This window comes from Geminocystis herdmanii PCC 6308 (genome assembly GCF_000332235.1).
GTDB lineage: Bacteria > Cyanobacteriota > Cyanobacteriia > Cyanobacteriales > Cyanobacteriaceae > Geminocystis > Geminocystis herdmanii.
Genome location: NZ_CM001775.1, coordinates 625,872 through 650,278, shown reverse-complemented (window position 1 = coordinate 650,278; position 24,407 = coordinate 625,872). Strand labels below are relative to the sequence as shown.

The following is a 24,407-nucleotide window of genomic DNA, read 5'->3' as shown; positions in this document are numbered from 1 at the left end:
TAAGAATTAAGAATTAAGAATTAAGAATTAAGAATTAAGAAGTAATTTTCTTCTAGTCTTCCTGTCCACCTGTCCACCTATCTCCCAGTCTTCTAACTAAAGTGAATAAAGTATTTGAAAGGTTACTATCAGGGTTATTTTTAACGGGACAAATTTTATTACATATTTTACAAGGGAAAATTTATCGTAATAATAGTTTAGATCAAATGGCGTTTGTGGGTCCTGCTTCTTTACCTATTGCTCTAATTACTTCTGCTTCTGTGGGTATGGTATTTACCATTCAAGTAGCGAGGGAATTTGTTTATTTTGGGGCAACTACGGCAGTGGGGGGAGTCTTAGCTTTAGCTTTAACCCGTGAATTAGCTCCAGTTTTGACGGCGGTTGTGTTAGCTGGAAGGGTAGGAAGTGCTTTTGCTGCGGAAATTGGCACGATGAAAGTTACAGAACAAATTGACGCTTTATATATCTTAAAAACTGATCCTGTTGACTATTTAGTCACCCCTAGGGTTATTGCTTGTGCTTTGATGTTACCTGTTTTAAGTATTCTTTCTCTGGTGCTAGGTATGGCTGCGGGGTTAGTTATCTCTGATACTATTTATGATATTTCTAGCTCGATTTTTCTTGATTCTGTTAAAAATTTCTTGAGAACGTGGGATATTCTCGTTTGTATTATTAAGTCTGTGGTTTTTGGTGCTTTAATTGCCATCATCGGCTGTAATTGGGGTTTAACGACTACTGGGGGAGCTAAAGGTGTAGGTCGATCGACCACAGAAGCTGTGGTAATTTCTTTGATTTCTATTTTTGTTACTAATTTTTTCCTGTCATGGTTAATGTTTCAAGGTACTGGTAGCGCGGTGATTGAGTAAGGAGTAAGGAGTAAGAAGTAATGAGTAATGAGTAAGGAGTAAGGAGTAATGAGTAAGGAGTAAGGAGTAAGGAGTAATGAGTAAGAAGTAATGAGTAATGAGTAAGGAGTAAGGAGTAATGAGTAAGGAGTAAGGAGTAATGAGTAAGGAGTAATGAGTAATGAGTAAGGAGTAAGGAGTAATGAGTAAGGAGTAATGAGTAAGGAGTAAGGAGTAAGAAGTAAGGAGTAAGGAGTAAGAAGTAAGGAGTAAGGAGTAAGGAGTAAGGAGTAAGGAGTAAGGAGTAAGGAGTAAGGATATATTAATTGTTCATTGTTAATTAAACGGTACTTTAAATGGTAGGATAGCTAAGGTAAATTGATCTGCTATAACCTTCGATCGAAATTAAATAGAACTGTACAATGGGCAAAATTTGGGAATTAGATTTTTATTCACGACCGATTTTAGATGAAAATAACAAGAAACTATGGGAAATTCTCATCTGTGAAAGTCCTACTTCCATCGATACTGATGTTAACTCTTTATTTCGTTATTCCCAGTTTTGTTCTAATAATGAAGTAAATTCTATCACTTTACAAAAAGCGATCGAAACTGCCATCGAAAAATCAGGAGACACTCCCAGCAAAATACGCTTTTTTCGCCGTCAGATGAATAATATGATCATCAAAGGGTGTGAATTAGCACAAATTCCAGTATTTTCTTCTCGTCATACCTACGCTTTAAATCAATGGTTAGAAGAAAGAAGTCAAAACTTTTATCCTCAACAATCAGGCTATGATGAAAAATCGGCTCAAACTACTTCTGTACAATATCCCCAAAATAACGCTGTTAATCTTCCCGATGCCGTCAAAGGAGATAAACAAGATAAATGGGCATTAGTCAGCCTTAGCGCTAAAGATTTGGCGGAGATGAAAGAATGGGATATTGCCTTCGGAGAAGCCTATCCTTTATCTATGGCAAATATTCCCCCTGATACTATCATACCCGGATTAATTATTTTTTCGGCTCGATCGTTACCCCTAGCTGGATGGATGTCGGGTTTAGAGTTAGGCTATTTACGACTAGAAAAAAGCGCATTTTCTAAAATATGTTTAGAAACGGGAGTTAGTGACAGTTGGATACTTGCCAATCTCACGGATAAAGCAACTTTAGCGGAAGGGGAAGGTTTTGAGAAGGCAAAAAAACAAGCTAACGGAGTTCATTTTTTAGCGATACAATCCTCCCCTGAGTCTGAATCTTTCGCTGGTTTTTGGTTACTTTTAGATCAAGTTTAACCTAACTAGGGTCTGCTGAAAAAGTCTTTTGATGGGGATAGGTGTCAGGTGTCAGGTATCAGGTATCAGGTTAAAGAATGAAAAATAAAGGTTTTCAGATTATACAAAGTACAGGGGAAAACCTTATTACTTCAAAAAAATAAGGTTAAAAATGCTTGATTTTCTCGTAAAAATTGCTAAAACTGTGCAGTTTTTGTTAATGTAGTGTGTCTAAACCGTTGATTTTAATAGCTTTCTGACTTATTCAGCAAACCCTAACTAGAGGTTGCTGAAAAAGTTTTTTGGTGAGGGTAGTGAATAGTGAATAGTTTTGCATTTTCAATTCTTAATTCTTAATTCTTAATTCTTATATCTATCTTGATTAAGAATAAAATCTTGAATATTTTGATTGACAGTTTGACATATCTGATCTAATGGTAAATCATTAGGGTCTGTACCGAAAGGGTTTTCGATTTCAAGGGCGATGGCTTCTATACCATATAATATATAACTGACGATCGTCACAAAGGGAATTGTTGCCCATCCTAAAGATTCAACGCATTGAAAAGGCAGTAAAACACAGTATAGAAAAAGTAATTGTCGCAGGTGAATACTATAGGAATAAGGTATGGGAGTTTTCAAAATTCTTTCACATCCCCCTACCATATTCATCAGAATATTAATTAATTCCTGCATCTTGCTTAATTGGTAGGGGTTAAGATTATTTTTTTGAGACTCTTGATATAAATATTCTCCCAGATAACTGGCGACTTGCAGGGGTAAATGTTGACTGGTGATTAATTGATGATAGTGGGTGGTTGATAGAAAAGGCTTAATTTCTTCTTCTCCTATTTCTCCTCGTAAATGATTTTTGGTGACGATGGCAAATACCGTTAATAGTTTGAGGGTATAGATTTTTTTTTCTTTGTCATCGGGGGTAACTTCTTGAATGTTCACCCAAATTTGCCATGCTAGATTTCTTAGGGTGTTGACTATTGTACCCCATAGTTTGCGCCCTTCCCAAAATCGATCGTTAGCGGAATTAGTACGAAAAACTAAGAGTAAACTTAACACAAGGGTAGGAATTAAACCTGTTAATGCAGGGCGAGAAATTAAAAATCCAGATTCATTTCCTAGACATACTAGAAAGGAAATAAATCCAAAAAATACGGCTTTTTCCCATACGATAGGAAGTATGGAAGTATTGAGATTAAATAAGGCTCGAAACCAAGATTTTCTGTTTTTATGAAAACTATTAAATTTCATTATAGTTCGATCGAATTTCCCCATTTATTATAATAATTCTCCATATATGAAAATGATCAATTTTGTAAAAAAAGATGAAATATTTAGTTAAATTAATATATCTAAAATTTAGTTTTTATTTTTTGTATAAACTAACTAATGTAGCGATACAAATAGCAGGAAAAAGTTGTCCGCATAGTCCTTCTAAATTACTAAAAATCATGGCATAATTATTAACAGGAGTTATATCCCCATAACCTACTGTGGTTAAAGTGATAAAACTAAAATAAAATAAATTAATATTTTCTGATGCACTTCTAAATTCAGGAAAACGGAAGGCATTAATATCAAAAATATAAATCATTTGATAAAATAAATACCATAAAATACCTAACATAAGATAAATACAAATACCGCCTCTTATTACATCATTATTAACATTCGTTTCTAAATTAATTTTTCCGTAAATAGTCATAATAGAAAAAATTAAAAATATAGCATCAAAAATATTAGTTATATTCGTTAATAATTGTGAAATATAACTTGTATCATAAATATTAATCAAGTCTGTTATTAGAGATAATCCAGCTAAGGTGTAAAAAATTTTGAGAATTTATTTCGACAAATTTAACGTTTTAATTGCAAAAATTATCATCAAAGTAAAACTTAAAGAAAATAAAAATTCTGTATTTTTTACATATGCAGATAAAGGAATTAATAAAAATAGAATGATTAAGTTTAATAAAAGCGATGTGTATTTATTTTTATCAGTGGGCATGATTTTTTATCATAATATTTATTTTATAAATTCTATGGATTTAATCGATCGATCGAAGTTAAGATTAACAACTAAATTAGCATAATTTAACAGAGGTGGAAGATAAATTTCTGGATGTAAAGCCTTCCAAAAATAATGAACAAATTGCTCAATTTCTGCATCACTCATGCCAGTTTTTCCTTGTTGTATCATTTTATGTTCAGCTTCTTTACGCCATGGCAAACTATAGCGATAATCTTCAGCTTTAAGTATGATTAAATAATCTAATTTTTCCCACAGGGGTAAATACTCTTTCAATCTTTCATTGTTGTCTAAAGCGAATTGCTTGTCTTCTTTTGTCACGATGGGATAGGGGGGATTGATAAAAGCAGTTTCGCAAACGGGTTGCATTCCCATAAACCAACCTTCAAAAAGAATTATATCAGCTTGGGTGAAGGTATCAAAACTAACTCGATCGCCCATACCGTTATATAAAGATTTATCGAAACGAGGAATTTTCAGCGGATAGTTTTGTGTTTTGATTCGATCGAAGATTTCTAACCCTAATAATATATCATGAGTACGGGGAGGACCACGCCAAATTAAACGAGAATCTTTCTTTAATAACTCCTGTCTTTCTTCATAAGTTTTATATAAGTCATCAAGGGAAAATTCAATAGAACTTAACTCTAAACATTGCCAAATTTGAGTTAAAATTTTAGTTAAAGTGGTTTTTCCTGTACCTTGTAACCCTAAAATTCCTACAATTAAGGGAGGGGAATTATTTTGTTTTTTTTGTGCTAATTCTAAAGCTAAAGGAAGCCAAAAATACCAAAAACTCTTTAAATAATTATCAAAATTTTTAATACCTATATTCTCTACTAAAATTGTCACGGGAGGAAAAATTTGAGAAAATAAACTAATTTTTTGAGCTAACAATTCTTGTTTTTTATAATGGTGAGAAAAAGAAGGATTTTTTAATTCATCTTCTATCAAAAATTTTAACAATTTTTCACTATCCATATACCAAAAATATTTTTTTAAGATAATCAGGGATTAAATTTATTATATATAGCAATCAGGAATCATTTGTGAGAAATAAATTATTAGAAAAAATATCGAAGATACGACTAATCTTGCCTTTTGCCTTTTGCCTCTTGCCTTTGATGATAAGATAATTTTCACAACTCATAACTGACTGCTATATCTCCATTAGACATCTCCAAAAATTCCCATAAAAACGTAAAATTTTATGTCTCTACAATAGTTTTAGGTATTAAAAATTTAATTTACAGAAAAATCGATTAAATTTTATTAGGCTACCTGTTTATTAATTTAATCAAGGGGCTTAATTTTAAAAATTGATAGTTACAGTAAAAATTTACCATACTCTTTACATAACTTAATGAAATAATAAACAAACATAAAAATAAGTTAAAATCATTGTTTTTTTAATAACAAAAGTGTTAATGTATATAGTATAGGGAAAAAATAAAGGAGGAAAAAGGTACTAGATAGCATAAAACTACACTTAAAATATTATGTTGTTTAGAAGCTCGATCGACAGTTTTAGTTACCAAAATTCTCACCTAAATTTATTAAGTCTTAATTAATGTAGGGTATTGAGTTAGAGGAAAACAATAGTATAAACTATCCAATTTTGAGGATTAAGGCTAAAACTTTATTTATTTTCAAATATAAAAACAGGGTAATGATTACCTAATAAATGGAGTATTAATTATGAAATTTTTAATTCAAGGAAACAATATTGAAGTCACTGAATCTATCCATGATTATGTAGAGGAAAAACTAGAAAAAGCTGTTAAACATTTTCAAAATTTAGCAACAAAAGTTGATGTACATTTATCCGTGGCTAGAAATGCTCGTATTAGCGACAAACATAAAGCAGAAGTTACGGTATATGCTAATGGTACGATAATTCGGGCGCAAGAACATAGTGAAAATTTATATGCCAGTATTGACCTTGTTTCTGATAAAATTGCTCGTCAACTGCGCAAATATAAAGAAAGACAATTAGACAAAAAAATTCACCCTCAAGTTAAAACTACTGATGCGGTGGAAGAAAAACCCGTTGAAGGTAATCTTATTGGCGATCGCACTCCTGAATTACCAACGGAAGTAGTTAGAATGAAATACTTTGCCATGACTCCCATGACGATCGATGATGCTTTAGAGCAGTTACAAATGGTAGATCATGATTTTTATATGTTTCAAAATAAAGAAACAGGAGACATCAACGTTATCTACCAGCGCAATCATGGCGGTTTTGGTGTGATTCAACCCCGTAATGCGACTCATTAGGGTTTGATGAAAACGTTTTTTTGTGAAGACAGGAAATAGGAGTTAGGAGACAGAAGATAGGAGAAATACTGAAAAATAAAGGTTTTCAGACTATAAAATTTCTATTTAAAATATATCGGCAGGATCGGCTAATTGTAGTTTATGAGTAGCGATCGAGCCTAAAATAATGCACATAATAACGGTAAGAAAAAAGACACCCAAACCACGAGCAAGAGTTATATAGATAGGGAAAACCGTGATTTATATATAATATATTTTAATCGAGTGATATGGACATGATCAAAAATTTCTACAACTTTACAAAGTATTTCTAATCTTAACATTTCTTTTTCCTTTACTTCAGCCTAAAAATCGTTAAAATTTTCATCTTATAGATTTAAAATTGAGAATATAAAAATAATCAGTATTCTAATGATTGAAGTTAATGATTTAGGTAAAATTTACGGCGCGACTCAAGCCATTAAAAATGTTTCTTTTTCTGTGGAAAAGGGTACTATCTTAGGATTTTTAGGACCAAATGGAGCAGGAAAAACTACAACCATGCGTATTCTTAGCGGTTATATTCCAGCTACCACAGGTAAAGCTATTATCGCAGGTTTTGAAGTCCATGAAAATCCTATGGCGGTAAGGGAAAGAATTGGTTATTTGCCAGAAAATCCCCCCCTTTATACCGATATGACAGTCAAAGATTATCTCGGTTTCGTCACAAAAATTAAAGGAGTTTCCAGTGGCGATCGAGCCCAAAAGGTACAAAAGGCTTTACAATGTTGTCAACTAGAGGATCGATCGAATACCATTATCCGCAAATTATCCAAAGGTTATCGTCAAAGAGTTGGCATAGCACAGGCGATTGTACATGATCCACCTGTTATTATTTTAGATGAACCTACCGTTGGTTTAGACCCTCGTCAAATTATCGAAGTAAGAAATCTCATTAAAAGTTTAGCAGGAGAAAGAACCGTTATTCTCTCCACTCATATTTTGCCCGAAGTGAGTATGACTTGTGATTTCGTCACTATTATTAATAAAGGTAGTGTTGTCGCTACGGGTAAACCAGACGAACTTTTACAGCAAATGCAAGGCAGTGGAGGATATAACATAGAAGTTGAAGGAGATATTAACAATTTATCTGTGAAATTAGAGGAAATTGCAGGAGTAAAAAGTGTCAAGATTGAAGCCATTTCCGACATGGAAAACCGCTTTTTAATTAAAATTAATCTCGATAACTATGATTCAGGCAAAGATATTGCTTCCCTCATTGTCTCTCAAGGAATTAGTCTTTATGAGATGAAAAGAAGTCATCCCTCCCTTGAAGATGTATTTTTACAACTGACGACTAACGAGTTAATCGATAATCAATCATGAATTTCTCCGTAAAAACTCTTAAATATAGGTCAGGTTAAATTATAATAAATATTATCTTATCTAATGAGTTTATATTGTCCGATTAAGTAATCAGTTTTTCTCACTATTACCTATTACCTATTACCAACCCTCATCAGCATACTATGAGGCAACCCCTAATTATCTTTCCCTAACCATGCAAAGTAAGACAAAAATTAGTCTTCCGTTATTAATTTTAGTGATATTTTCCTTCTTAGGAAATTATCTCAAACTACCTTTATTTTTTGGGGTGGACTTTTTATTTGGAACTATTTTTGTTTGGATAATTGTCTATTTTTATGGAAGTTTATGGGGTATAATTAGTGCTATTATTTGTGGCTCTTACACATGGATATTATGGGGGCATCCCTACGCCCTTATTATACACACGTTAGAAGCTATTTTTGTGAGCTATTATTGGGAGAAAAAAAATCAAAATTTAATTATAACTAATATATTTTATTGGTCAGTAATTGGTAGTTCTTTAATTTTTCTGTTTTATTATTTTATTCTTAAAGTATCTTTTTTAGGGGTTATTTTAATAATATTTAAACAAGGTGTTAATAGCATTTTAAATAGTTTAATTTCTATTTTAATTATTAGTTATTTCCCCGTCAATAAGTTAATAAAATTACCTGATAAAAAACTATTATTATCTTTTCAAAAAAACTTATTTAACTTATTAATTAGTTTAATTTTAATCCCGACTCTTACCATTACTATTATTAATACCTATAATAAAATTAATAATATTGAATCGTCAATTATAGACAAACTTAATAGTACCGCCGATGAATGGCGATCGGACATATTAAATTGGCAGGAAAATCGTAGTTTAGCACTGCAAAAAATAGCATCTTTTAATCTGGATAATCAAGATTTATTAGACAATAAATTATCTACTATTAAAAATATTTTTACTGATTTATCTAATATATCTATAATTGATAAAAATGGTAATTTAATTGCTTCCTCTTTCATTGATAAAGAACAGGAAGAACTAATTCAAGAAGATTTTAAAGATATTAATGAATTGGTAACGGGTAAAAAAAATCCTCAATTGACAATAACTGATATTCATAGACATCAGAATTTTTCTATTCCTCACATAACTCTCAGTTATCCCATTGTAGGAGCAAATAAGGAATTTCAAGGAGTAGTTTTTGCCACTGTTTATAGTAAAAATTTAAGTAACTTTTTGCAATTAAATAAACTTAAAAATAATGTTATTGTCTTTATTTTAGATGCTAAAAATCAAGTGATTAGTACGAATAACTTAACAGATGATAATAGTAATATTAATGGTGCAAATTACAAAATTAGCCCTTTAAATAATAATATAGAGCAATGGTTGCCCATTCAACCTGGTGTCCCTATTATGACTCGCTGGAGCAACTCATTTTATGTGAAAAAAATTTCCGTCAGTGAAAATTTTTCTTGGAATATTTTAGTAAAAATTAAAGCTGAACCTTACATCAAAGGTTTACAAATTAATTATATTAAATCTTTGGCTACTATGTATATTCTTATTCTTATCGCATTTTTATTCGCTGATCAAATAAGTAAAAAATTAGTCAAACCTTTAGATAAATTGGCAATGATTACTACAGATTTGCCTGATAAAATTACTGATAATCTTCCCTTTATTTGGGAAATTACGGGAATTAAAGAAATTGAAATTTTAGCGGATAATTATCGATCGATGATTTATGCGTTACAAGAAAAATTCCAAGAATTAGAAGAATCCAGAGAAAACTTATTCCTGAAAGTAGAAGAAAGTACTCAGGAATTAAGATTAAATACGAAAAGATTAGAAGAAGAAATAGAAGAAAAAAAAGAAATTGAAGATTTATTAAGAAAAAAAGATGAACGTTATGAATTAGCAATTTCAGGTACAAATGATGGACTTTGGGATTGGAATTTGAATACCAATGAAATTTATTTTTCCCCGACATGGATGCGAATTATCGGTTATGAAAATAATCCTTTACCCCCTAATATTGATAGTTGGTTTCATAACATCCATGAGGAAGATTTAGAACAAAATTTACACGATATTCATAATTATTTATCGGGAGAAACTAACTTATATCAAAATATTCATCGTATCCAACATTCTAATGGTGATTATATTTGGATTCTAGCCAAGGGAAATCAAGATGTTGACGAAGAAGGAAAACCTTATCGTTTGGTAGGTACAATTACAGAAATTACTGAAAAAATTAAGGTAGAACAAGACTTACAACTAGCAAAAGAACAAGCTGAGGCGGCTAATCAGGCTAAAAGTGAGTTTTTGGCGACTATGAGTCACGAAATCCGCACTCCCATGAATGCCGTTATTGGTATGACAGGTTTATTATTAGATACACCTTTAAATGATGAACAAAAAGAGTTTGCTGAAATTATCCGCACCAGTGGAGATACTTTATTAACGATTATTAATGATATTCTCGATTTTTCTAAAATTGAGTCGGGAAACCTAGAGTTAGAATATCAACCGTTGCCTATTCATTTGGTAGTGGAAGAATCATTGGATTTGTTAGCGCCAAAAGCCTTAAATAAAAATTTGGAATTAATTTATTTTATTCCTCCAGAAATTCCATCTACGGTGAATGGAGATGTTACCAGATTAAGACAAATTTTAGTTAATTTACTCAGTAATAGTATTAAATTTACGAAAACAGGGGAAGTTGTTTTATCTGTAGGAATTTACAAAACTACGAAAATAAATGATAATGTCACAGAATATGAGTTAATTTTTACGGTGAAAGACACAGGAATTGGTATTCCTGCTAGTCGTATGGATAGATTATTTAAGGCTTTTTCTCAGGTGGATGCTTCTACCACTCGTAACTATGGAGGCACGGGGTTAGGTTTAGCTATTTGTTTGCGTTTGGTGGAAATGATGGGGGGTAGAATGTGGGTGGAAAGTAAAGGTAATATTGCAGGTAATTCTCCTCCTGATTGGGTGATTTCTTCGGGGTTAAATGATCAAGGTTCGATGTTTTGTTTTACTATTAAAACTAACGTTTCCAATCTTTTTGCTACGACTACCCCTCCTAATCCTGAAATTTTAAAGGGCAAAAAAGTTTTAATTGTGGATGACAATGATACTAACCGTCAGGTGTTGATGATTCAGTGTAATAATTTGGGTATGGAATCTATCTTAACCTCATCGGGTCGATCGACTTTAGCTTTATTGAAAAATCAACCTCCTCTTGATTTAGCTATTTTAGATATGCAAATGCCTTCTATGGATGGGGTAACGTTAGCTAAACAAATTCGTCTTTTACCTGCTTATAAAAATTTACCTTTAATTTTGTTAAGTTCGATCGGTAATTTTGAAATGCAAGACTATATTAAACAAGTCGATTGGAGTGCCACCCTTAGTAAACCCATCAAACAATCTCAACTATCAGATATTTTGACAAAAATTTGTCATCAAGAAATAGGTAATTATTTTAAGTCCGTGGATACTCTTTCAAGTTCTTCCCCCTATGATAATATTGCTAGTATTGCACCTTTAAAAATCTTGATTGCCGAAGATAACATTGTTAATCAAAAAGTTATTACTAATATTCTCAAACGTTTAGGTTATCGTGCGGAAGTAGTAGCCAATGGGTTGGAAGTATTAGAAACTTTACGCCGTCAATCCTATGATTTAATTTTGATGGATGTGCAAATGCCGGAAATGGATGGTTTAACCGCTACTCGTCAAATTCGTACTCTTTGGGATACTCCCTACGGTAATTTTCAAGGCAATGCCCCTTATATTATAGCCATGACGGCTAATGCCATGGAGGGCGATCGAGAAATTTGTTTATCGGCGGGAATGAATGATTATTTATCGAAACCTGTGAGGGTAGAAAGTTTAGTACAAAAATTAAAAAATCTTAAAAAAAATAACTCCACTTCAGACATAATTAATAATAGACAACCAGAATCCCCAAAAATTATGGTGCAATTAGATTCAGAAGTACTCTCAGAATTAAAAGAAATGATTGGAGAAGAAGACTTTAAGGAAGTTTTTTGCGATTTACTCAATGCTTATTTAGAAGATAGCCCTAAACTGATACAGGGTTTAATTAATGCCTTAGCCACTAGGAATCTCCCCGAAATCAAAATTAATGCTCACACCCTTAAATCTAGTAGTGCTAGTTTAGGTGCGATAAAATTAGCTGATTTATCGAAAAAAGTTGAATTATGCTCGGTAAAAAATGATTTAAAAGAATCTTCTCTTCTCATTCCACAATTAATTGCAGAATATAAACAAATAGAAATTTTAATGCGTCAAGAATTGAAAAAATTACAATAAGCGGGGTTTGTCTCATCGTATTTTGATGAGGGTAGGGGATACCTTCGTTCGACAATTCCTTCGATATTTTTTCTATTATCTCTTTCTTTTTCTTGAGATTAGGTGGTTTCCAAGAAAGAATATACCAATCTTCTCAATGATTCCCCCTTTTTTAAGGGGGGTTAGGGGGGATCGATCGGGTATAATTATTCTCAGAAATCACCTTATAATCGATCGACAAAAACCCCTTGAGGATCAAAATTTTGTTTAATAATCTTCATCATTTTTAACCCATTACCAACATAGCCCCAAGGCTCAAATTGAGGTTTAAAAGGAGCATTTAAAACCGTTAAGAAACCACTATTATCATTACAAAATTGACGTAAATTGAGAATATGATGACTTTTTATTGCTTCAGAAAAAGATAAAAAACCTATTCCTTGACTAATATTAATTAAACCATGATTATCATATTTATCTATTAAATTAATCGCCTGACTTGGTACAATGCCCACTTTACAAATAACATCTCCTTCATAGGTTTTTAAAGGTAAGTTTTTCCATAAATTTAACTCCTCTTGATCATCATAAATTTTTATTGATAAATTAAGGTTTTCTGCCCAGGTTATTACTTGGGATGACTGTTGTTTAATACTCTCAGTAATGCCTTGAAAACGCAATATTAACCCTAATTCTGTACCTAAATCAAAGGTTTTAACTAAAGATTTTGATAATAAATCCATAGCAGTGGGAGTTAAACCCGAAGCAGTAACAGTTTTTTGTAACTGATAAATAGAATCCTTCTCTCCTGTTAGCGTCACCGTTAAAGAATTTTCTGGTAAAGGAAACAAACGAAATGTAGCTTCTGTAATAATGCCTAAATTACCATAAGAACCCGTAAACAACTTCATTAAATCATAACCAGCTACATTTTTCACCACTCTCCCCCCCGCTTTAGCTTCCTTGCCATCCCCTCGCAAAAAAGAAATACCTAACAATAAATCTCTTACTCCCCCATATCTTTGTCGCCAACTCCCCGTGTTTGCCGTGGCAATAATTCCCCCAATGGTGGCAGATTCGGGAAAACAAGGATCAATGGGTAAAAATTGTCCTTTTAAGGCTAAAATCTGCTGTAAGTCTTTGATTTTCATGCCTGATTCTACTGTTACGGTTAAATCTTCCACCGCATGATCAATGATACCGTTGATTCTCTGGGTACTGACAAATATCTTAGCTCGATCGATCGACTTACCCCAATTTATCTTCGTAGCGTTACCCACTGGAAAAATTGGAAATAGATGTTCGTCACAAACATTCAAAAACTGTGATAACATATCCTTGGTATTGGGAATAACCAGATAGGAAGGAACATCACTTTTTGTCTTGAGTTGACTAATTCTATTTTTCCAAGGTTCAACTTGATCCCATTCAACAATTTCTAAAGATTCGCCGTTAATATCACTAACTTTTTCTTGAATTTGTGTTAAAGGAATTGAAAAATTTATCTTCATTTTATATTTGTTAGTTAAGTTTTTTTATGAGTAATCTTTGAATTTTTGTAACTTTAAAATTGCTCAAAGTTAATTAAAATAAAGCTTTGAGATATTTATAAAAATTATAATTATTAATCTCAATTTATAGTTTATAATTTTAAGGTGATGATCTGAATATTCCAATCAAAATTATTTTAACTTGGTCTAGGACGATCGATAGCCATAGTAGTTTTGTTTCTGTTTTCTGGGTTTTCCTACAAGTTATAATCTAAAAATTTTATTAAATTTTAATTTGTTTAACAGTACAAAATAGTAAAATAAAAACCAAATATAGTTCACATCTAAAAAATGACAGTTACAACTTCCGAAAAACCGCCTTTGGCATGGCATATTATTATTTACATGGCTACTATTCATTTAGTAGCTTTATTTGCGTTTCTACCTAGTAATTTTAGCTGGAAAGCCGTAGGAGTTACAGCTTTTTTATACTGGTTAACCGCTTGTATTGGTATCACATTAGGTTATCACCGTTTCGTTTCCCATCGTAGCTTTGACGCTCCAAAATGGGTAGAGTATATCCTTGTTCTTTGTGGCGCATTAGCTTGTCAAGGAGGACCAATTTCTTGGGTAGGTTTACATCGTATTCATCATAAATATTCTGATCATGAAGGTGATCCCCATGATTCTAACAAAGGTTTTTGGTGGAGTCACATGGGTTGGATGTTTATTAAAAATCCTGCTAATCAACACGTTCCCAAATATACAAAAGATATTCAAAACGATCCTTTTTATCTTTTCTGTGAAAAATATTTTATTCCCATTCAATTCGTTCTCGGTTTATTTCTCTTATGGTGGGGCGGAATCCCTTTCGTTGTCTGGGGTATTTTTCTTCGTTTAGTGTTAGTATTTCATGTAACTTGGTTTGTTAACAGTGCTACTCATAAATTTGGTTATGTAAGCCACGAATCCAATGATCACTCTCGTAACTGTTGGTGGGTTGCCTTATTAACTTTCGGTGAAGGTTGGCACAATAATCACCATGCTTTCCAATATTCTGCTCGTCATGGTTTTCAGTGGTGGGAACTTGACTTAACATGGTTTACCATTAAATTTTTAGAATTTTTCGGTTTAGCAAAAAATATAAAATTAGCACCAGTTTTAAAAGCTAATTAAGCAGATTTCGATCGAGCTTTGATCAAGATAGGTATTAGGAATTAGGTAGGTTAATTTTTCCCTAACTTATCCTTGCTCTAAGACTTCCAAAAACATAGAAATCGATTAGGGTTTATCTTGGTCATTTCTATCAATTTTGATAATTTTGTCATAACTTTCCGTTAAACCCTAAGTAAACACTATAGGCTTCGGTATGCTTAACTTTCCCGTGTCTTCCTTCCTCAATAATGTTCTTATATGAACATTTCTCAGGAAATCTAAATCTAGGGAAAGATTAAATAGATTAAGACTATGATTTTTCATTTTATCCACACCTAGCGAATCATAGTCATAATTTGAGAGGCGATCGAACTAGAGGGGAGCACTTTTTTCGCCGCTCCTAAACGTACCGCTTCTCCCGGCATACCAAACACCACAGAACTAGCTTCATCCTGAGCAATGGTATAAGCACCTTGTTGAAACATAGATAATAAACCAGTGGCGCCATCTCTCCCCATGCCAGTAAGTAAAATACCAATGGCATTTTTACCGAAAACCGTGGCACAGGAATTAAAAGTCACCGTCACAGAAGGGCAATGTCCATCCACTGGAAGCCCCGAAAAGCAGAAAAAACGACCATTTCGATCGAACTCCAAATGATGTTTTTCAGGAGGAAAATAAAGATAACCTGCTTGAGGTTTTTCACCTGTCATGGCAACTTTAACTTTTAACTGACAATTGTTATTTAACCAATCAACTAAACCTCCTAAAAATCCTTGACTGATATGCTGTACACAGACAATGGGAACAGAAAAATTAGCAGGTATCTTTCCTAATATTTCCGCTAAAACTTGAGGTCCTCCCGTTGAAGTACCGATCGCAATCATTTGAACTTTACTGGCAGAAGAAAAAGTACTAGGGGAAAAAGTGGTAGAGGAAGGAGTAAAAGGAGGGGAGGATGGTAACTTGCGACGAAATACTTTAATCCCCGATAAAATACGAATTTTTGTTAACAAAGGTTCACGAATCAGATCATAATCCCCTGATTGCCCTGTACGAGGTTTAGGAAATATATCCACAGCACCAGCATTTAAAACATCAAAAACGTGTTTAGTATCTTCTTCCTGTACGGAGGCACTAATAACTAAAATTGGCTTAGGAAAATTAGCCATCACTTGTTTCGTAAATTCTAACCCGTTCATTTTGGGCATATGTAAATCAGTACAAATCACATCGGGATTTAACTTTTGTACTAACTCTAAACCTTCAATGCCTGTTTTTGCACAGCCTATTATTCTGACATCTGGAGAGGTATTGATGATTTTTTGCAACAAAAGAGTAGCAACAGGAGAATCTTCAACAAGTAATACTTTAATGGTCATATATTGGATTTGGGCGACAGTGGGAGATAGGGAATTGGGGAGATAGGAAGACAGGGAGATAGGGAGATAGGGAGATAGGGAGATAGGGAGATAGGAAGATAGGAAGACAGGAAGACAGGAAGACAGGAAGACAGGAAGACAGGAAGACAGGAAGACAGGAAGACAGGGAGATATTTTCTTAATTCTTAATTCTTAATTCTTAATTCTTAATTCTTAATTCTTAATTCTTAATTCTCAATTATTAAGCGGTTACTAATTCTTTCGCAGGGTTTTTGCTGTTACGGATAGAAGAAATGGCTGAACCATAATCAGGGGCATTGAATACTGCCGAACCTGCTACGATCGCATTTGCACCAGCTTCAAGAACTTGCCATGTATTATTTGCTTTTAAACCACCATCAACCTCAATCCAAGGGTCTAAGCCTCTTTCATCACACATCTGACGTAAAGCTCTGATTTTAGGTACTACGGTAGGAATGAAACTTTGTCCACCGAAGCCGGGGTTAACACTCATGATTAACACCAAATCACACACATCGATCACATACTCAATTAATTCTAAAGGAGTGGAAGGATTCAGCACAACTCCAGATAATTTGCCTAACTCACGAATTTGACACAGAGTGCGGTGTAGGTGAGGGGAAGCGTTATGTTCAGCGTGGACAGATATAATATCAGCACCAGCATTAGCAAAATCCGCTACATATTTTTCTGGTTCAACGATCATTAAATGAACATCTAAAGGTTTTTTGGTATAAGGACGAATTGCCTTTACAATTAAAGGACCGATCGTAATATTAGGCACAAAACGACCATCCATAACGTCAACGTGAATCCAATCTGCACCAGCTTCATCTACGGCTTTGATTTCATCTCCGAGACGGCTAAAATCAGCGGATAAAATAGAAGGGGAAATAACAACTTCTTTCTTACTCATGGTAATAATAAAATATAATTAGTGTGGAATTAATTGTAACAAAATCTTTAAATTTACTTTAGTTTATCAGGATTTGGTAAAATTACCACAAATAATCAGTAATAGGTATTAGGGTATTGGGGTGTTAGGGTGTTAGGGTGTTAATCAATAACCCACCGTGGAATGAATTACACGGCTAATAATACAACGTTCAATAAATTGAACTCAAAATTCTTCAATTCTCCATTCGACCTTCTCCATTCGACCTTCTCAATTAATTTTCTATGTTTAATATTCCTCAAGTCATTGCTAACGAATTATCCCTAAGTCTTCAAAGTGTTAACAGTGCTTTGGAATTATTAAATGAGGGGGCGACTATCCCTTTTATTGCCCGTTATCGTAAGGAAAAAACTGGTTCTTTAAACGAGATTGAACTAAGAAATATTCTCGATCGAACCGTATATTTACAGGAATTGGAAGCTAGAAAACAAGTTATCTTAGATGGTATCGCTTCGCAAAATCTTCTCAGTGATAGTTTAAAAGCTCAAATAGTTGCTTGTTTACAAAAAAATGAGTTGGAAGACCTTTATTTGCCCTATAAGCCAAAAAGACGGACAAAGGCGACTATGGCGAAGGAGAAAGGCTTAACGCCCCTTGCTGAATTATTGAAAAGTCTTAATCAACCTCAAGCAAAATCCGTAAATCTTGATCAAGAAGCAGAAAAATATTTGTCTGATGAAGTAAAATCGATCGAGGAAGCCTTAAACGGTGCTAGGGATATTTTAGCAGAAGAAATAGCAGAAAAAGCCGATTTAAGGGCATATTTACGGGAATTTATCCTTGATAACGGTAGTTTTATTTCTCACATCAAAAATGACTATCCTGAAGGTACGACTAAATTTGAAATGTATCGTAACTTTGAAAGCAAACTTACCAAAATTGCTCCTCATAACATTCTTGCCCTATTTCGAGGAGAAGCGGAAAAAATCCTCGTGGTGGATATTGATTTTGAGGAGTCACGAGTCATTAATTACCTTGAGTCGAAGGTGATTAAAACCAAAATTCCCACCGTGAGAGACTTTTATCAAGTCATGGTAAAGGATAGTTTTCAACGGTTATTGAAACCAACTTTAATCAGAGATGTTCGATCGAGTATCAAAACATGGGCGGATGAAGAATCTATTAAAACCTTTGAAGCGAATTTGCGAGAATTATTATTATCTTCTCCTGCTGGTATGAAACCCACTTTAGCGATCGATCCGGGATTTCGGACAGGTTGCAAAGTAGCAATTTTATCAGAAACAGGGCAATTTTTAGAATATCAAGCCATTTTTCCCCATACTGGTCAAGAAAAAAGAGCATTAGCTAAAGATACCTTAAAAAAGCTCATTCTTAAACATAAAATCGAACTAATTGCCATCGGTAATGGTACAGCATCACGGGAAACGGAAGAATTTGTTACAGAAGTTTACGCAACCCTTGACAAAAAGCCCATTAAAGTCATGGTAAATGAATCGGGGGCTTCCATTTATTCCGCAAGTAAAGTTGCGATCGCAGAATTTCCCGATTTAGATATTACCGTTAGGGGGGCGATTAGTATAGGTAGAAGACTACAAGACCCTTTAGCAGAATTAGTCAAAATTGATCCCAAGTCCATCGGTGTGGGACAATATCAACATGATGTGGATCAAAAATTGTTGAAAAAGAAATTAGAAGAAACCGTAGAAAGTTGCGTTAATTATGTAGGGGTGGACTTAAATACCGCATCATCAGAATTACTAACTTATGTCTCAGGAATTAATCAAACGATCGCTAATAATATTGTTCAATATCGTAACGAAAAAGGAGCATTTAAAACCAGAAAAGAATTATTAAAAGTGAAAAAGTTAGGGGATAAAACCTTTGAATTGTCCGCAGGATTTTTACGAATTAGAGACGCTGAAAACCCTTTAGATAATACCGCCGTTCATCCAGAAAGTTATGGTATCGTCAAAACTATTGCTAAGGATTTAAACCTCTCATTATCGAATATTAATCTAATTAATGAGCATCTCAAAAAAGTTGATTTAAAGAAATATATAACAGAAAATATTGGACTGCCTACTTTAAAAGATATTCTCAAAGAATTAGAGAAACCGGGGCGTGATCCTCGTGCTGAATTTCAATATGCAACATTTAATGATTCTATTAAAGAAGTAAGGGATTTAAAAGAGGGAATGGAGTTAGAAGGCATCGTTACTAATGTGGTTAATTTTGGTGCTTTTGTTGATATTGGTGTACATCAAGATGGTTTAATACATATCTCTCAATTGTGCGATCGATATGTCAGTGACACAAATGAAATAGTAAAAGTGGGACAAATTGTCAAGGTAAGAGTTTTAGAAGTGAATGAGAAGCTAAAAAGAATTAGTCTTTCCATGAAGTCTATTTAGGCAAATAAATATGTTCGTAGTAAGGGTTTTAACCCTTTTTTTACTTATTTCTGAACTTCCCCGTACAATTGTATCAAATAATTGAATGAAGAAGGTTTAGTTATTAATTGGAGTAAAAAATTTAAGAATAAGGGTGAATTAATCAATGTAAGTTAAATGCGTCTTAGCTTATTCACATTGATTTCTCTGGATTTGAGATAATTGTGTCAGTCAGTCAGCTGATTTAGTTATAGAGGTAATTATTACCAGTGGTGATATTAATATTTTAGAAATATATCGCCGTATTGGGATTGCGGAAGTGTGGTTTTATCAAGATGATTTATTAACACTTTTTATCCTAAAAAATGAGCAATATATTAAAGTTAATAAAAGTAAATTATTGCCTGAATTAAATATAGAAGTTTTGAATAAATATATTAATTATGCTGATCAGTATGATGCGGTAACAGAATTTATTAATAGCATTAAATAAAATTCTATAAAATTTTACTGCACAGCATTACTCTACGATCGAGCTTAAAACTGAACTTATTTAAAGTTATTTTTAATAAAATTATCTAATATTATTAATTATTTATGAGGATTATTCTACAGTATTTATCAGAAATTAAGATAAAATCAATATTATAAGGATTGTAATAATTGACAATTAAATTTATTATAGATTCTTTCACCCTTTGTGCAATCTTTTTTAAGGAATAATTTATCACAACGAGAAGTAAGAAAGCTCACTTTTTATTATTAAAATCAATTTTTATGGAAAATATTCAAGCTATTAGAGGTACAAAAGATATATTACCCCATGAGGTAATATACTGGCAGTACCTTGAGAAAACTGCGTCCGAAATCTTAACTAAGGCTAATTATCAAGAAATTCGTACTCCTATTTTTGAACAAACTCCACTGTTTGAAAGGGGTATCGGTGAAGCCACTGACGTAGTGGGAAAAGAAATGTACACATTTACTGACAAGGGCGATCGAACTATTACTTTACGCCCTGAAGGTACTGCTGGAGTAGTTCGATCGTACATTCAAAATAAATTATCTGCTTCGGGGGGAGTCGATCGACTGTGGTATAGTGGAGCAATGTTTCGTTATGAGCGTCCTCAAGCGGGAAGACAAAGACAGTTTCATCAAATAGGTTTAGAATTGTTAGGTAGTGATGCCCCTAGGGGGGATGTTGAGGTAATTGCGATCGCCACTGACATACTTAAAGCATTAGGATTAAAAAACCTGACTCTACAGATAAATTCTGTGGGTAGTAAAGAAGATAGACTTGCCTACAAACAAGCCTTAGTGGATTATTTAACTCCCTACAAAGCTGATTTAGACGCAGATTCACAGGATAGATTAACCCGTAATCCCTTGCGAATTTTAGATAGTAAAGATCAAAAAACCCAAGAAATCGCTAAAAAAGCCCCTAGTATCCTTGATTTTCTAGGAAATGACTCTCAAAAGCATTTTAATCAAGTCTGCACTCTCTTGAGCCTATTAGGTATCTCTTTCGAGTTAAATCCTAGATTGGTAAGGGGTTTAGATTATTATACTAACACTGCATTTGAAATCATTTCCAGTGATTTGGGCGCCCAAGCGACAGTATGCGGAGGGGGGAGGTATAACGGTTTAGTCTCTCAGTTGGGAGGTGTGTCAACTCCTGCCGTTGGTTGGGCAATGGGTATGGAAAGGTTAATCTTATTGTTAGAAAAGTTACAACCCTTAAAAGCCACTTCTCCAGACATTTATTTTGTGTCTCGTGGGGAAAAAGCTGAAAGCGAAGCCCTTGTTATTGCCCAAAATCTTCGTCATCATGGTTTTAAAGTAGAATTAGATTTGAGTGGTAGTAACTTCGCTAAACAGTTTAAACGGGGCGATCGAAGTGGTGCTAAAATTTGTTTAGTGTTGGGAGATAGTGAGGTAGAAGAAGGTACAATTCAAGTTAAAAACCTCGAAACTGCTGAACAAAAAACTCTATCCCAAGCAGATTTAATCACAAATTTACTAAGTACAGAAATAAGATAATTTTTTGTTATTTAATAACTAATTTCTTTAAATTTCAGTTGATTATTATAAGGATTATAAAGAGTATAGGAAGCGATATTAGCTGTTTTTCCTATATTCCCCACTCCAATTAACCGTTTTTTCTTAACTTCCTTTACTTCAGAGATGGATTTTTTATCTAAAGTCGTGATGGAGGATTCGATCGAACCTGATTGTAACTCATAATCAAACAGTTGATTCGATCGACCACAGAATAGATAATTAACATTAACACGATTAATTCGATCGAGGATAATCCAAGGGGAAGTATCGGGAGTTAAAACTTCACTCACATTAACAGTGCTACCGTGAATTAAAAGACAGTCAAACTCCACAAAGCCAAAATCTAAATCTCGTAACCATTCCACCGTCTCACGAGAAACACAATCCCAGAGTTTTTTCGTCACATCTACCCCAAATCGATCGATCAACTCCACAGGATCAGCAGTAGAATGTAAACTATGAAGAATGAGACATTGCTCTTCCCACCAACCCCGACACCCCCGAATAGGGATAGAATGACGAGGGTGACGAATTTCTTTAACTAAAGCCTCATTTTCCTGAGACAAACCAATAATATCCCCCAGAATATAGATTTCTTCCACAGATATTTTTTGTCGCAAAATATCATCTATAACTGCGTGATAAGCCTGTAAATTTCCTTCAATTCCGCTTAAAATTGCCCACATTTTTTTAATGAATAGTTGATAGTGAATAGTTGATAGTGAATGACGAGATAGGGAGAAAATTTATTAATTCTTAATTGTTATCCATAAAAATAATAAGCCATTTATTTTATTGTTCAATAATCGCTTTAGCAGATTTAAGCTATAAGCCTTGTCAATTTATTGCAAGGCGGTTTAATGTTAACTTTGTCAGTCTGCTGGGCGGTTAATGATGTAAATTTATAAATGTTTAATTGCTATTGGATCATTTTTTATTTGATATTCTCTTAATTCTTAATTCTTAATTCTTAATTCTTAACTATCTTTGACAAACATGGGTTGCGTCTTCGGCTTTTTCTGCAAACTCTAAACCTCTAGCCAAGCGCCATGCAAAAATCGGCGGTAAACCTTTTTCGATAATATCCCGACAAGTTGACTGATAATCATACCCTACCTCCCTTAAAATTATCTCCTCTGTCTCTGTGTTGTATATCACATAAGTTGCATTTGGTCTTCCGTGACGAGGTTCACCCACCGAGCCCACATTTATAATACGTTTTACAGGGGTTTGAAATTGTCTGTCTGACTCAGATTCAATATTAGATTGATTCACCCTAACTTGTAACATTCCAGCGTTTAAGGTTCGATCGTAAGGAATATGAGTATGTCCACAGAATAAAACGTCAGCATCAGCACTTAAAACACGCTCTAAGGCAGTAAAAGCATCCATTTCAGGTAAAATGTATTCATGATTGCTGTTAGGGCTACCGTGGGCAAAACAAAGGTTTTCAAATTTGAGAGTATGAGGTAATTCAGCTAAAAATTGACGATTTTCCGCCGTAATTTGTTGATTTGTCCATTCATGGGCGATTATACCTCTTTTTTCTGCTAATAGAGAAGGATAGCTACATTCACAGGAATTTAACCCTTCTACTATATCCTCATCCCAACAACCTTGCACTGAAGGAATCTGTAACTCTCGGATTTTATTGACAATTTCGTTAGGGTGAGGACCATAACCCACCAAATCCCCTAAACTATAAATAGAATCGCATTGATTTTCCTCAATATCCTTTAAAACCGCCTCAAATGCTGGTAAATTAGCGTGAAGACAAGATATAACGGCAATTTTCATTAATTTTCCTCCCTTAATCTGATTTATTTTTAAATTTGTTTGTCTTACTTGTGAGCAACAAAAAGGTTGCTAATTGAATGCCGTATATTGCCCTCCTAAACCTTCCACAATTGCCTTCGTATTACTAATTAACATTTTTTGATAAGACTCCCCTTCCGTGCCTTTTTCTCCTAAACCATCTGCATATAACTCTTGGGTTGAGACTTGCACATTCGCTTCTTTTGCTACGGTTTCAATTAACTTGGGATTTACCGAACTTTCGGCGAAAATAGTTGGTACTTGAGTTTTTTTAATATCTTTTACCAAATTCGCTACTGTATTGGCACTAGGAGATTCTTCTGTACTTAAACCCGATAAAGCTCCTTGAAAATCGATGCCATAGGCAGTAACATAATAACCAAGTGCATCATGGGTAGTAACTAATTTGCGTTTTTCAGGGGGAATAGTGGCAATTTGTACCCCAATCCATTGATCTATTTTACCTAATTCTGTTTTGATGTCGTTCGATCGAGTCTGATATTTTTCTGCTAAATCTGGCTGTAGTTGAGACAATCCTTGGGTAATTACCTCAATCATTGCTACCCCATTTTTGGGATCATGCCATACATGAGGGTCTGGAACTTTTTCTTCGCTACCATGATCATGATCGTGATTGTGATCTTCTTCACCGTGATGATGCTCACTAGCCATAATCGGATTAGGTACGGCTTGTTCATGAACGGCAATTTTCAGGTTACTATTGCTAGTAGCTTTAATTAATTTAATGAGGTTGGGATCGAAATTATAACCACCATAAAAAACTAAATCCGCATTTTCGATCGATTGTCTATCATCGGGAGTAGGTTGATAAACATGGGGATCAACTCCGGGGGCGACTAAACACTTCAAATTAACAGTATCTTGTGCTACTTGCTCCGTAAGATCACATAAAACGCTGGTAGTTGCTACAACTAAGGGCAGATTCTCCGATGAAGTTTCCGCCGTTTTTTCTACATTTGGAGAAGGAGTACAACCCCATAAACCAATGAAAATAGTCAAAATACTGAATTTTCTTAACATAATTACTTGTTTAATC

At 33.7% G+C, this 24,407-nt stretch carries 18 protein-coding genes; 9 read left to right on the top strand and 9 right to left on the bottom strand.

The annotated features are described in order from the left end of the window. The first annotated feature begins 101 nt into the window (after positions 1-101). Positions 102-866, top strand: coding sequence for an MlaE family lipid ABC transporter permease subunit (locus SYN6308_RS03160; RefSeq protein ID WP_017292982.1), 765 nt, complete (start codon positions 102-104; stop codon positions 864-866). 401 nt (positions 867-1,267) lie between these two features. Beyond that, positions 1,268-2,140 (top strand): Tab2/Atab2 family RNA-binding protein, encoded by an 873-nt coding sequence (locus SYN6308_RS03155; RefSeq protein WP_017292981.1) that lies wholly within the window; start codon positions 1,268-1,270, stop codon positions 2,138-2,140. A 339-nt stretch (positions 2,141-2,479) separates the two neighbouring features. On the opposite strand, the gene SYN6308_RS03150 is transcribed toward SYN6308_RS03155, so the two are convergent. The 3 genes from SYN6308_RS03150 to SYN6308_RS03140 form a co-directional block, all read right to left on the bottom strand. Further along, complete coding sequence (locus SYN6308_RS03150; protein ID WP_017292980.1) at positions 2,480-3,385, bottom strand: bestrophin family protein; 906 nt, start codon at positions 3,383-3,385, stop codon at positions 2,480-2,482. A gap of 115 nt (positions 3,386-3,500) precedes the next feature. Beyond that, on the bottom strand, positions 3,501-3,929 hold the full coding sequence (locus SYN6308_RS21650; RefSeq protein WP_017292979.1) for an ion channel: 429 nt from the start codon (positions 3,927-3,929) through the stop codon (positions 3,501-3,503). 231 nt (positions 3,930-4,160) lie between these two features. Further along, complete coding sequence (locus SYN6308_RS03140) at positions 4,161-5,144, bottom strand: hypothetical protein (protein ID WP_017292977.1); 984 nt, start codon at positions 5,142-5,144, stop codon at positions 4,161-4,163. 717 nt (positions 5,145-5,861) lie between these two features. Between SYN6308_RS03140 and hpf the strand changes: the two genes are divergently transcribed. The 3 genes from hpf to SYN6308_RS03125 all read left to right on the top strand — a co-directional run bounded on the left by hpf (position 5,862) and on the right by SYN6308_RS03125 (position 12,141). Further along, on the top strand, positions 5,862-6,443 hold the full coding sequence (hpf, locus tag SYN6308_RS03135; RefSeq protein WP_017292976.1) for a ribosome hibernation-promoting factor, HPF/YfiA family: 582 nt from the start codon (positions 5,862-5,864) through the stop codon (positions 6,441-6,443). Positions 6,444-6,854: 411 nt separating this feature from the next. Further along, the gene (locus SYN6308_RS03130; protein ID WP_017292975.1) at positions 6,855-7,808 is read left to right on the top strand and encodes an ABC transporter ATP-binding protein; all 954 of its coding nucleotides are present in this window, start codon (positions 6,855-6,857) and stop codon (positions 7,806-7,808) included. A 175-nt stretch (positions 7,809-7,983) separates the two neighbouring features. Next, on the top strand, positions 7,984-12,141 hold the full coding sequence (locus SYN6308_RS03125; RefSeq protein WP_017292974.1) for a response regulator: 4,158 nt from the start codon (positions 7,984-7,986) through the stop codon (positions 12,139-12,141). Between the two features lie 203 nt (positions 12,142-12,344). Here the strand turns inward: SYN6308_RS03125 and SYN6308_RS03120 are convergent, their stop codons facing one another. Next, positions 12,345-13,631 carry an FAD-binding oxidoreductase gene (locus tag SYN6308_RS03120; RefSeq protein ID WP_017292973.1) on the bottom strand — a complete coding sequence of 429 codons (1,287 nt, stop codon included), beginning with the start codon at positions 13,629-13,631 and terminating at the stop codon, positions 12,345-12,347. A gap of 330 nt (positions 13,632-13,961) precedes the next feature. Between SYN6308_RS03120 and SYN6308_RS03115 the strand changes: the two genes are divergently transcribed. Next, positions 13,962-14,786 (top strand): acyl-CoA desaturase, encoded by an 825-nt coding sequence (locus SYN6308_RS03115; protein WP_017292972.1) that lies wholly within the window; start codon positions 13,962-13,964, stop codon positions 14,784-14,786. 314 nt (positions 14,787-15,100) lie between these two features. Here the strand turns inward: SYN6308_RS03115 and cheB are convergent, their stop codons facing one another. Both cheB and rpe read right to left on the bottom strand, forming a co-directional pair. Beyond that, a complete protein-coding gene (cheB, locus tag SYN6308_RS03110) occupies positions 15,101-16,147 on the bottom strand; it encodes a chemotaxis-specific protein-glutamate methyltransferase CheB (protein ID WP_017292971.1) in 1,047 nt (348 codons plus the stop codon). 241 nt (positions 16,148-16,388) lie between these two features. Beyond that, positions 16,389-17,084, bottom strand: coding sequence for a ribulose-phosphate 3-epimerase (rpe, locus tag SYN6308_RS03105; RefSeq protein WP_017292970.1), 696 nt, complete (start codon positions 17,082-17,084; stop codon positions 16,389-16,391). Positions 17,085-17,347: 263 nt separating this feature from the next. Between rpe and SYN6308_RS03100 the strand changes: the two genes are divergently transcribed. The 3 genes from SYN6308_RS03100 to hisS all read left to right on the top strand — a co-directional run bounded on the left by SYN6308_RS03100 (position 17,348) and on the right by hisS (position 21,514). Then, positions 17,348-19,495 (top strand): Tex family protein, encoded by a 2,148-nt coding sequence (locus SYN6308_RS03100; protein ID WP_017292969.1) that lies wholly within the window; start codon positions 17,348-17,350, stop codon positions 19,493-19,495. Between the two features lie 298 nt (positions 19,496-19,793). Then, on the top strand, positions 19,794-19,967 hold the full coding sequence (locus SYN6308_RS21645) for a hypothetical protein (protein ID WP_017292968.1): 174 nt from the start codon (positions 19,794-19,796) through the stop codon (positions 19,965-19,967). Positions 19,968-20,251: 284 nt separating this feature from the next. Continuing rightward, positions 20,252-21,514: a histidine--tRNA ligase gene (gene hisS / locus SYN6308_RS03090; RefSeq protein ID WP_017292967.1), complete on the top strand. Its 1,263-nt coding sequence runs from the start codon at positions 20,252-20,254 to the stop codon at positions 21,512-21,514. Between the two features lie 11 nt (positions 21,515-21,525). Here hisS and SYN6308_RS03085 read toward each other — a convergent pair whose 3' ends face one another. The 3 genes from SYN6308_RS03085 to SYN6308_RS03075 all read right to left on the bottom strand — a co-directional run bounded on the left by SYN6308_RS03085 (position 21,526) and on the right by SYN6308_RS03075 (position 24,391). Further along, positions 21,526-22,221 (bottom strand): hypothetical protein, encoded by a 696-nt coding sequence (locus SYN6308_RS03085; RefSeq protein WP_017292966.1) that lies wholly within the window; start codon positions 22,219-22,221, stop codon positions 21,526-21,528. A gap of 295 nt (positions 22,222-22,516) precedes the next feature. Then, positions 22,517-23,332, bottom strand: coding sequence for a metallophosphoesterase family protein (locus tag SYN6308_RS03080; protein WP_017292965.1), 816 nt, complete (start codon positions 23,330-23,332; stop codon positions 22,517-22,519). A gap of 69 nt (positions 23,333-23,401) precedes the next feature. Beyond that, entirely contained in the window at positions 23,402-24,391 is a 990-nt protein-coding gene (locus SYN6308_RS03075) for a metal ABC transporter solute-binding protein, Zn/Mn family (protein WP_017292964.1), read from the bottom strand. Positions 24,392-24,407 lie beyond the last annotated feature (16 nt).

Coding starts and splice junctions, on each gene's coding strand:
- SYN6308_RS03115 (WP_017292972.1), top strand. CDS start 13,962: ATGACAGTTACAACTTCCGAAAAACCGCCTTTGGCATGGCATATTATT.
- SYN6308_RS03130 (WP_017292975.1), top strand. CDS start 6,855: ATGATTGAAGTTAATGATTTAGGTAAAATTTACGGCGCGACTCAAGCC.
- SYN6308_RS03155 (WP_017292981.1), top strand. CDS start 1,268: ATGGGCAAAATTTGGGAATTAGATTTTTATTCACGACCGATTTTAGAT.
- SYN6308_RS03140 (WP_017292977.1), bottom strand. CDS start 5,144: ATGGATAGTGAAAAATTGTTAAAATTTTTGATAGAAGATGAATTAAAA.
- SYN6308_RS03100 (WP_017292969.1), top strand. CDS start 17,348: ATGTTTAATATTCCTCAAGTCATTGCTAACGAATTATCCCTAAGTCTT.
- rpe (WP_017292970.1), bottom strand. CDS start 17,084: ATGAGTAAGAAAGAAGTTGTTATTTCCCCTTCTATTTTATCCGCTGAT.
- SYN6308_RS03080 (WP_017292965.1), bottom strand. CDS start 23,332: ATGAAAATTGCCGTTATATCTTGTCTTCACGCTAATTTACCAGCATTT.
- SYN6308_RS03150 (WP_017292980.1), bottom strand. CDS start 3,385: ATGAAATTTAATAGTTTTCATAAAAACAGAAAATCTTGGTTTCGAGCC.
- SYN6308_RS03075 (WP_017292964.1), bottom strand. CDS start 24,391: ATGTTAAGAAAATTCAGTATTTTGACTATTTTCATTGGTTTATGGGGT.
- hisS (WP_017292967.1), top strand. CDS start 20,252: ATGGAAAATATTCAAGCTATTAGAGGTACAAAAGATATATTACCCCAT.
- cheB (WP_017292971.1), bottom strand. CDS start 16,147: ATGACCATTAAAGTATTACTTGTTGAAGATTCTCCTGTTGCTACTCTT.
- SYN6308_RS03085 (WP_017292966.1), bottom strand. CDS start 22,221: ATGTGGGCAATTTTAAGCGGAATTGAAGGAAATTTACAGGCTTATCAC.
- hpf (WP_017292976.1), top strand. CDS start 5,862: ATGAAATTTTTAATTCAAGGAAACAATATTGAAGTCACTGAATCTATC.
- SYN6308_RS03125 (WP_017292974.1), top strand. CDS start 7,984: ATGCAAAGTAAGACAAAAATTAGTCTTCCGTTATTAATTTTAGTGATA.
- SYN6308_RS03120 (WP_017292973.1), bottom strand. CDS start 13,631: ATGAAGATAAATTTTTCAATTCCTTTAACACAAATTCAAGAAAAAGTT.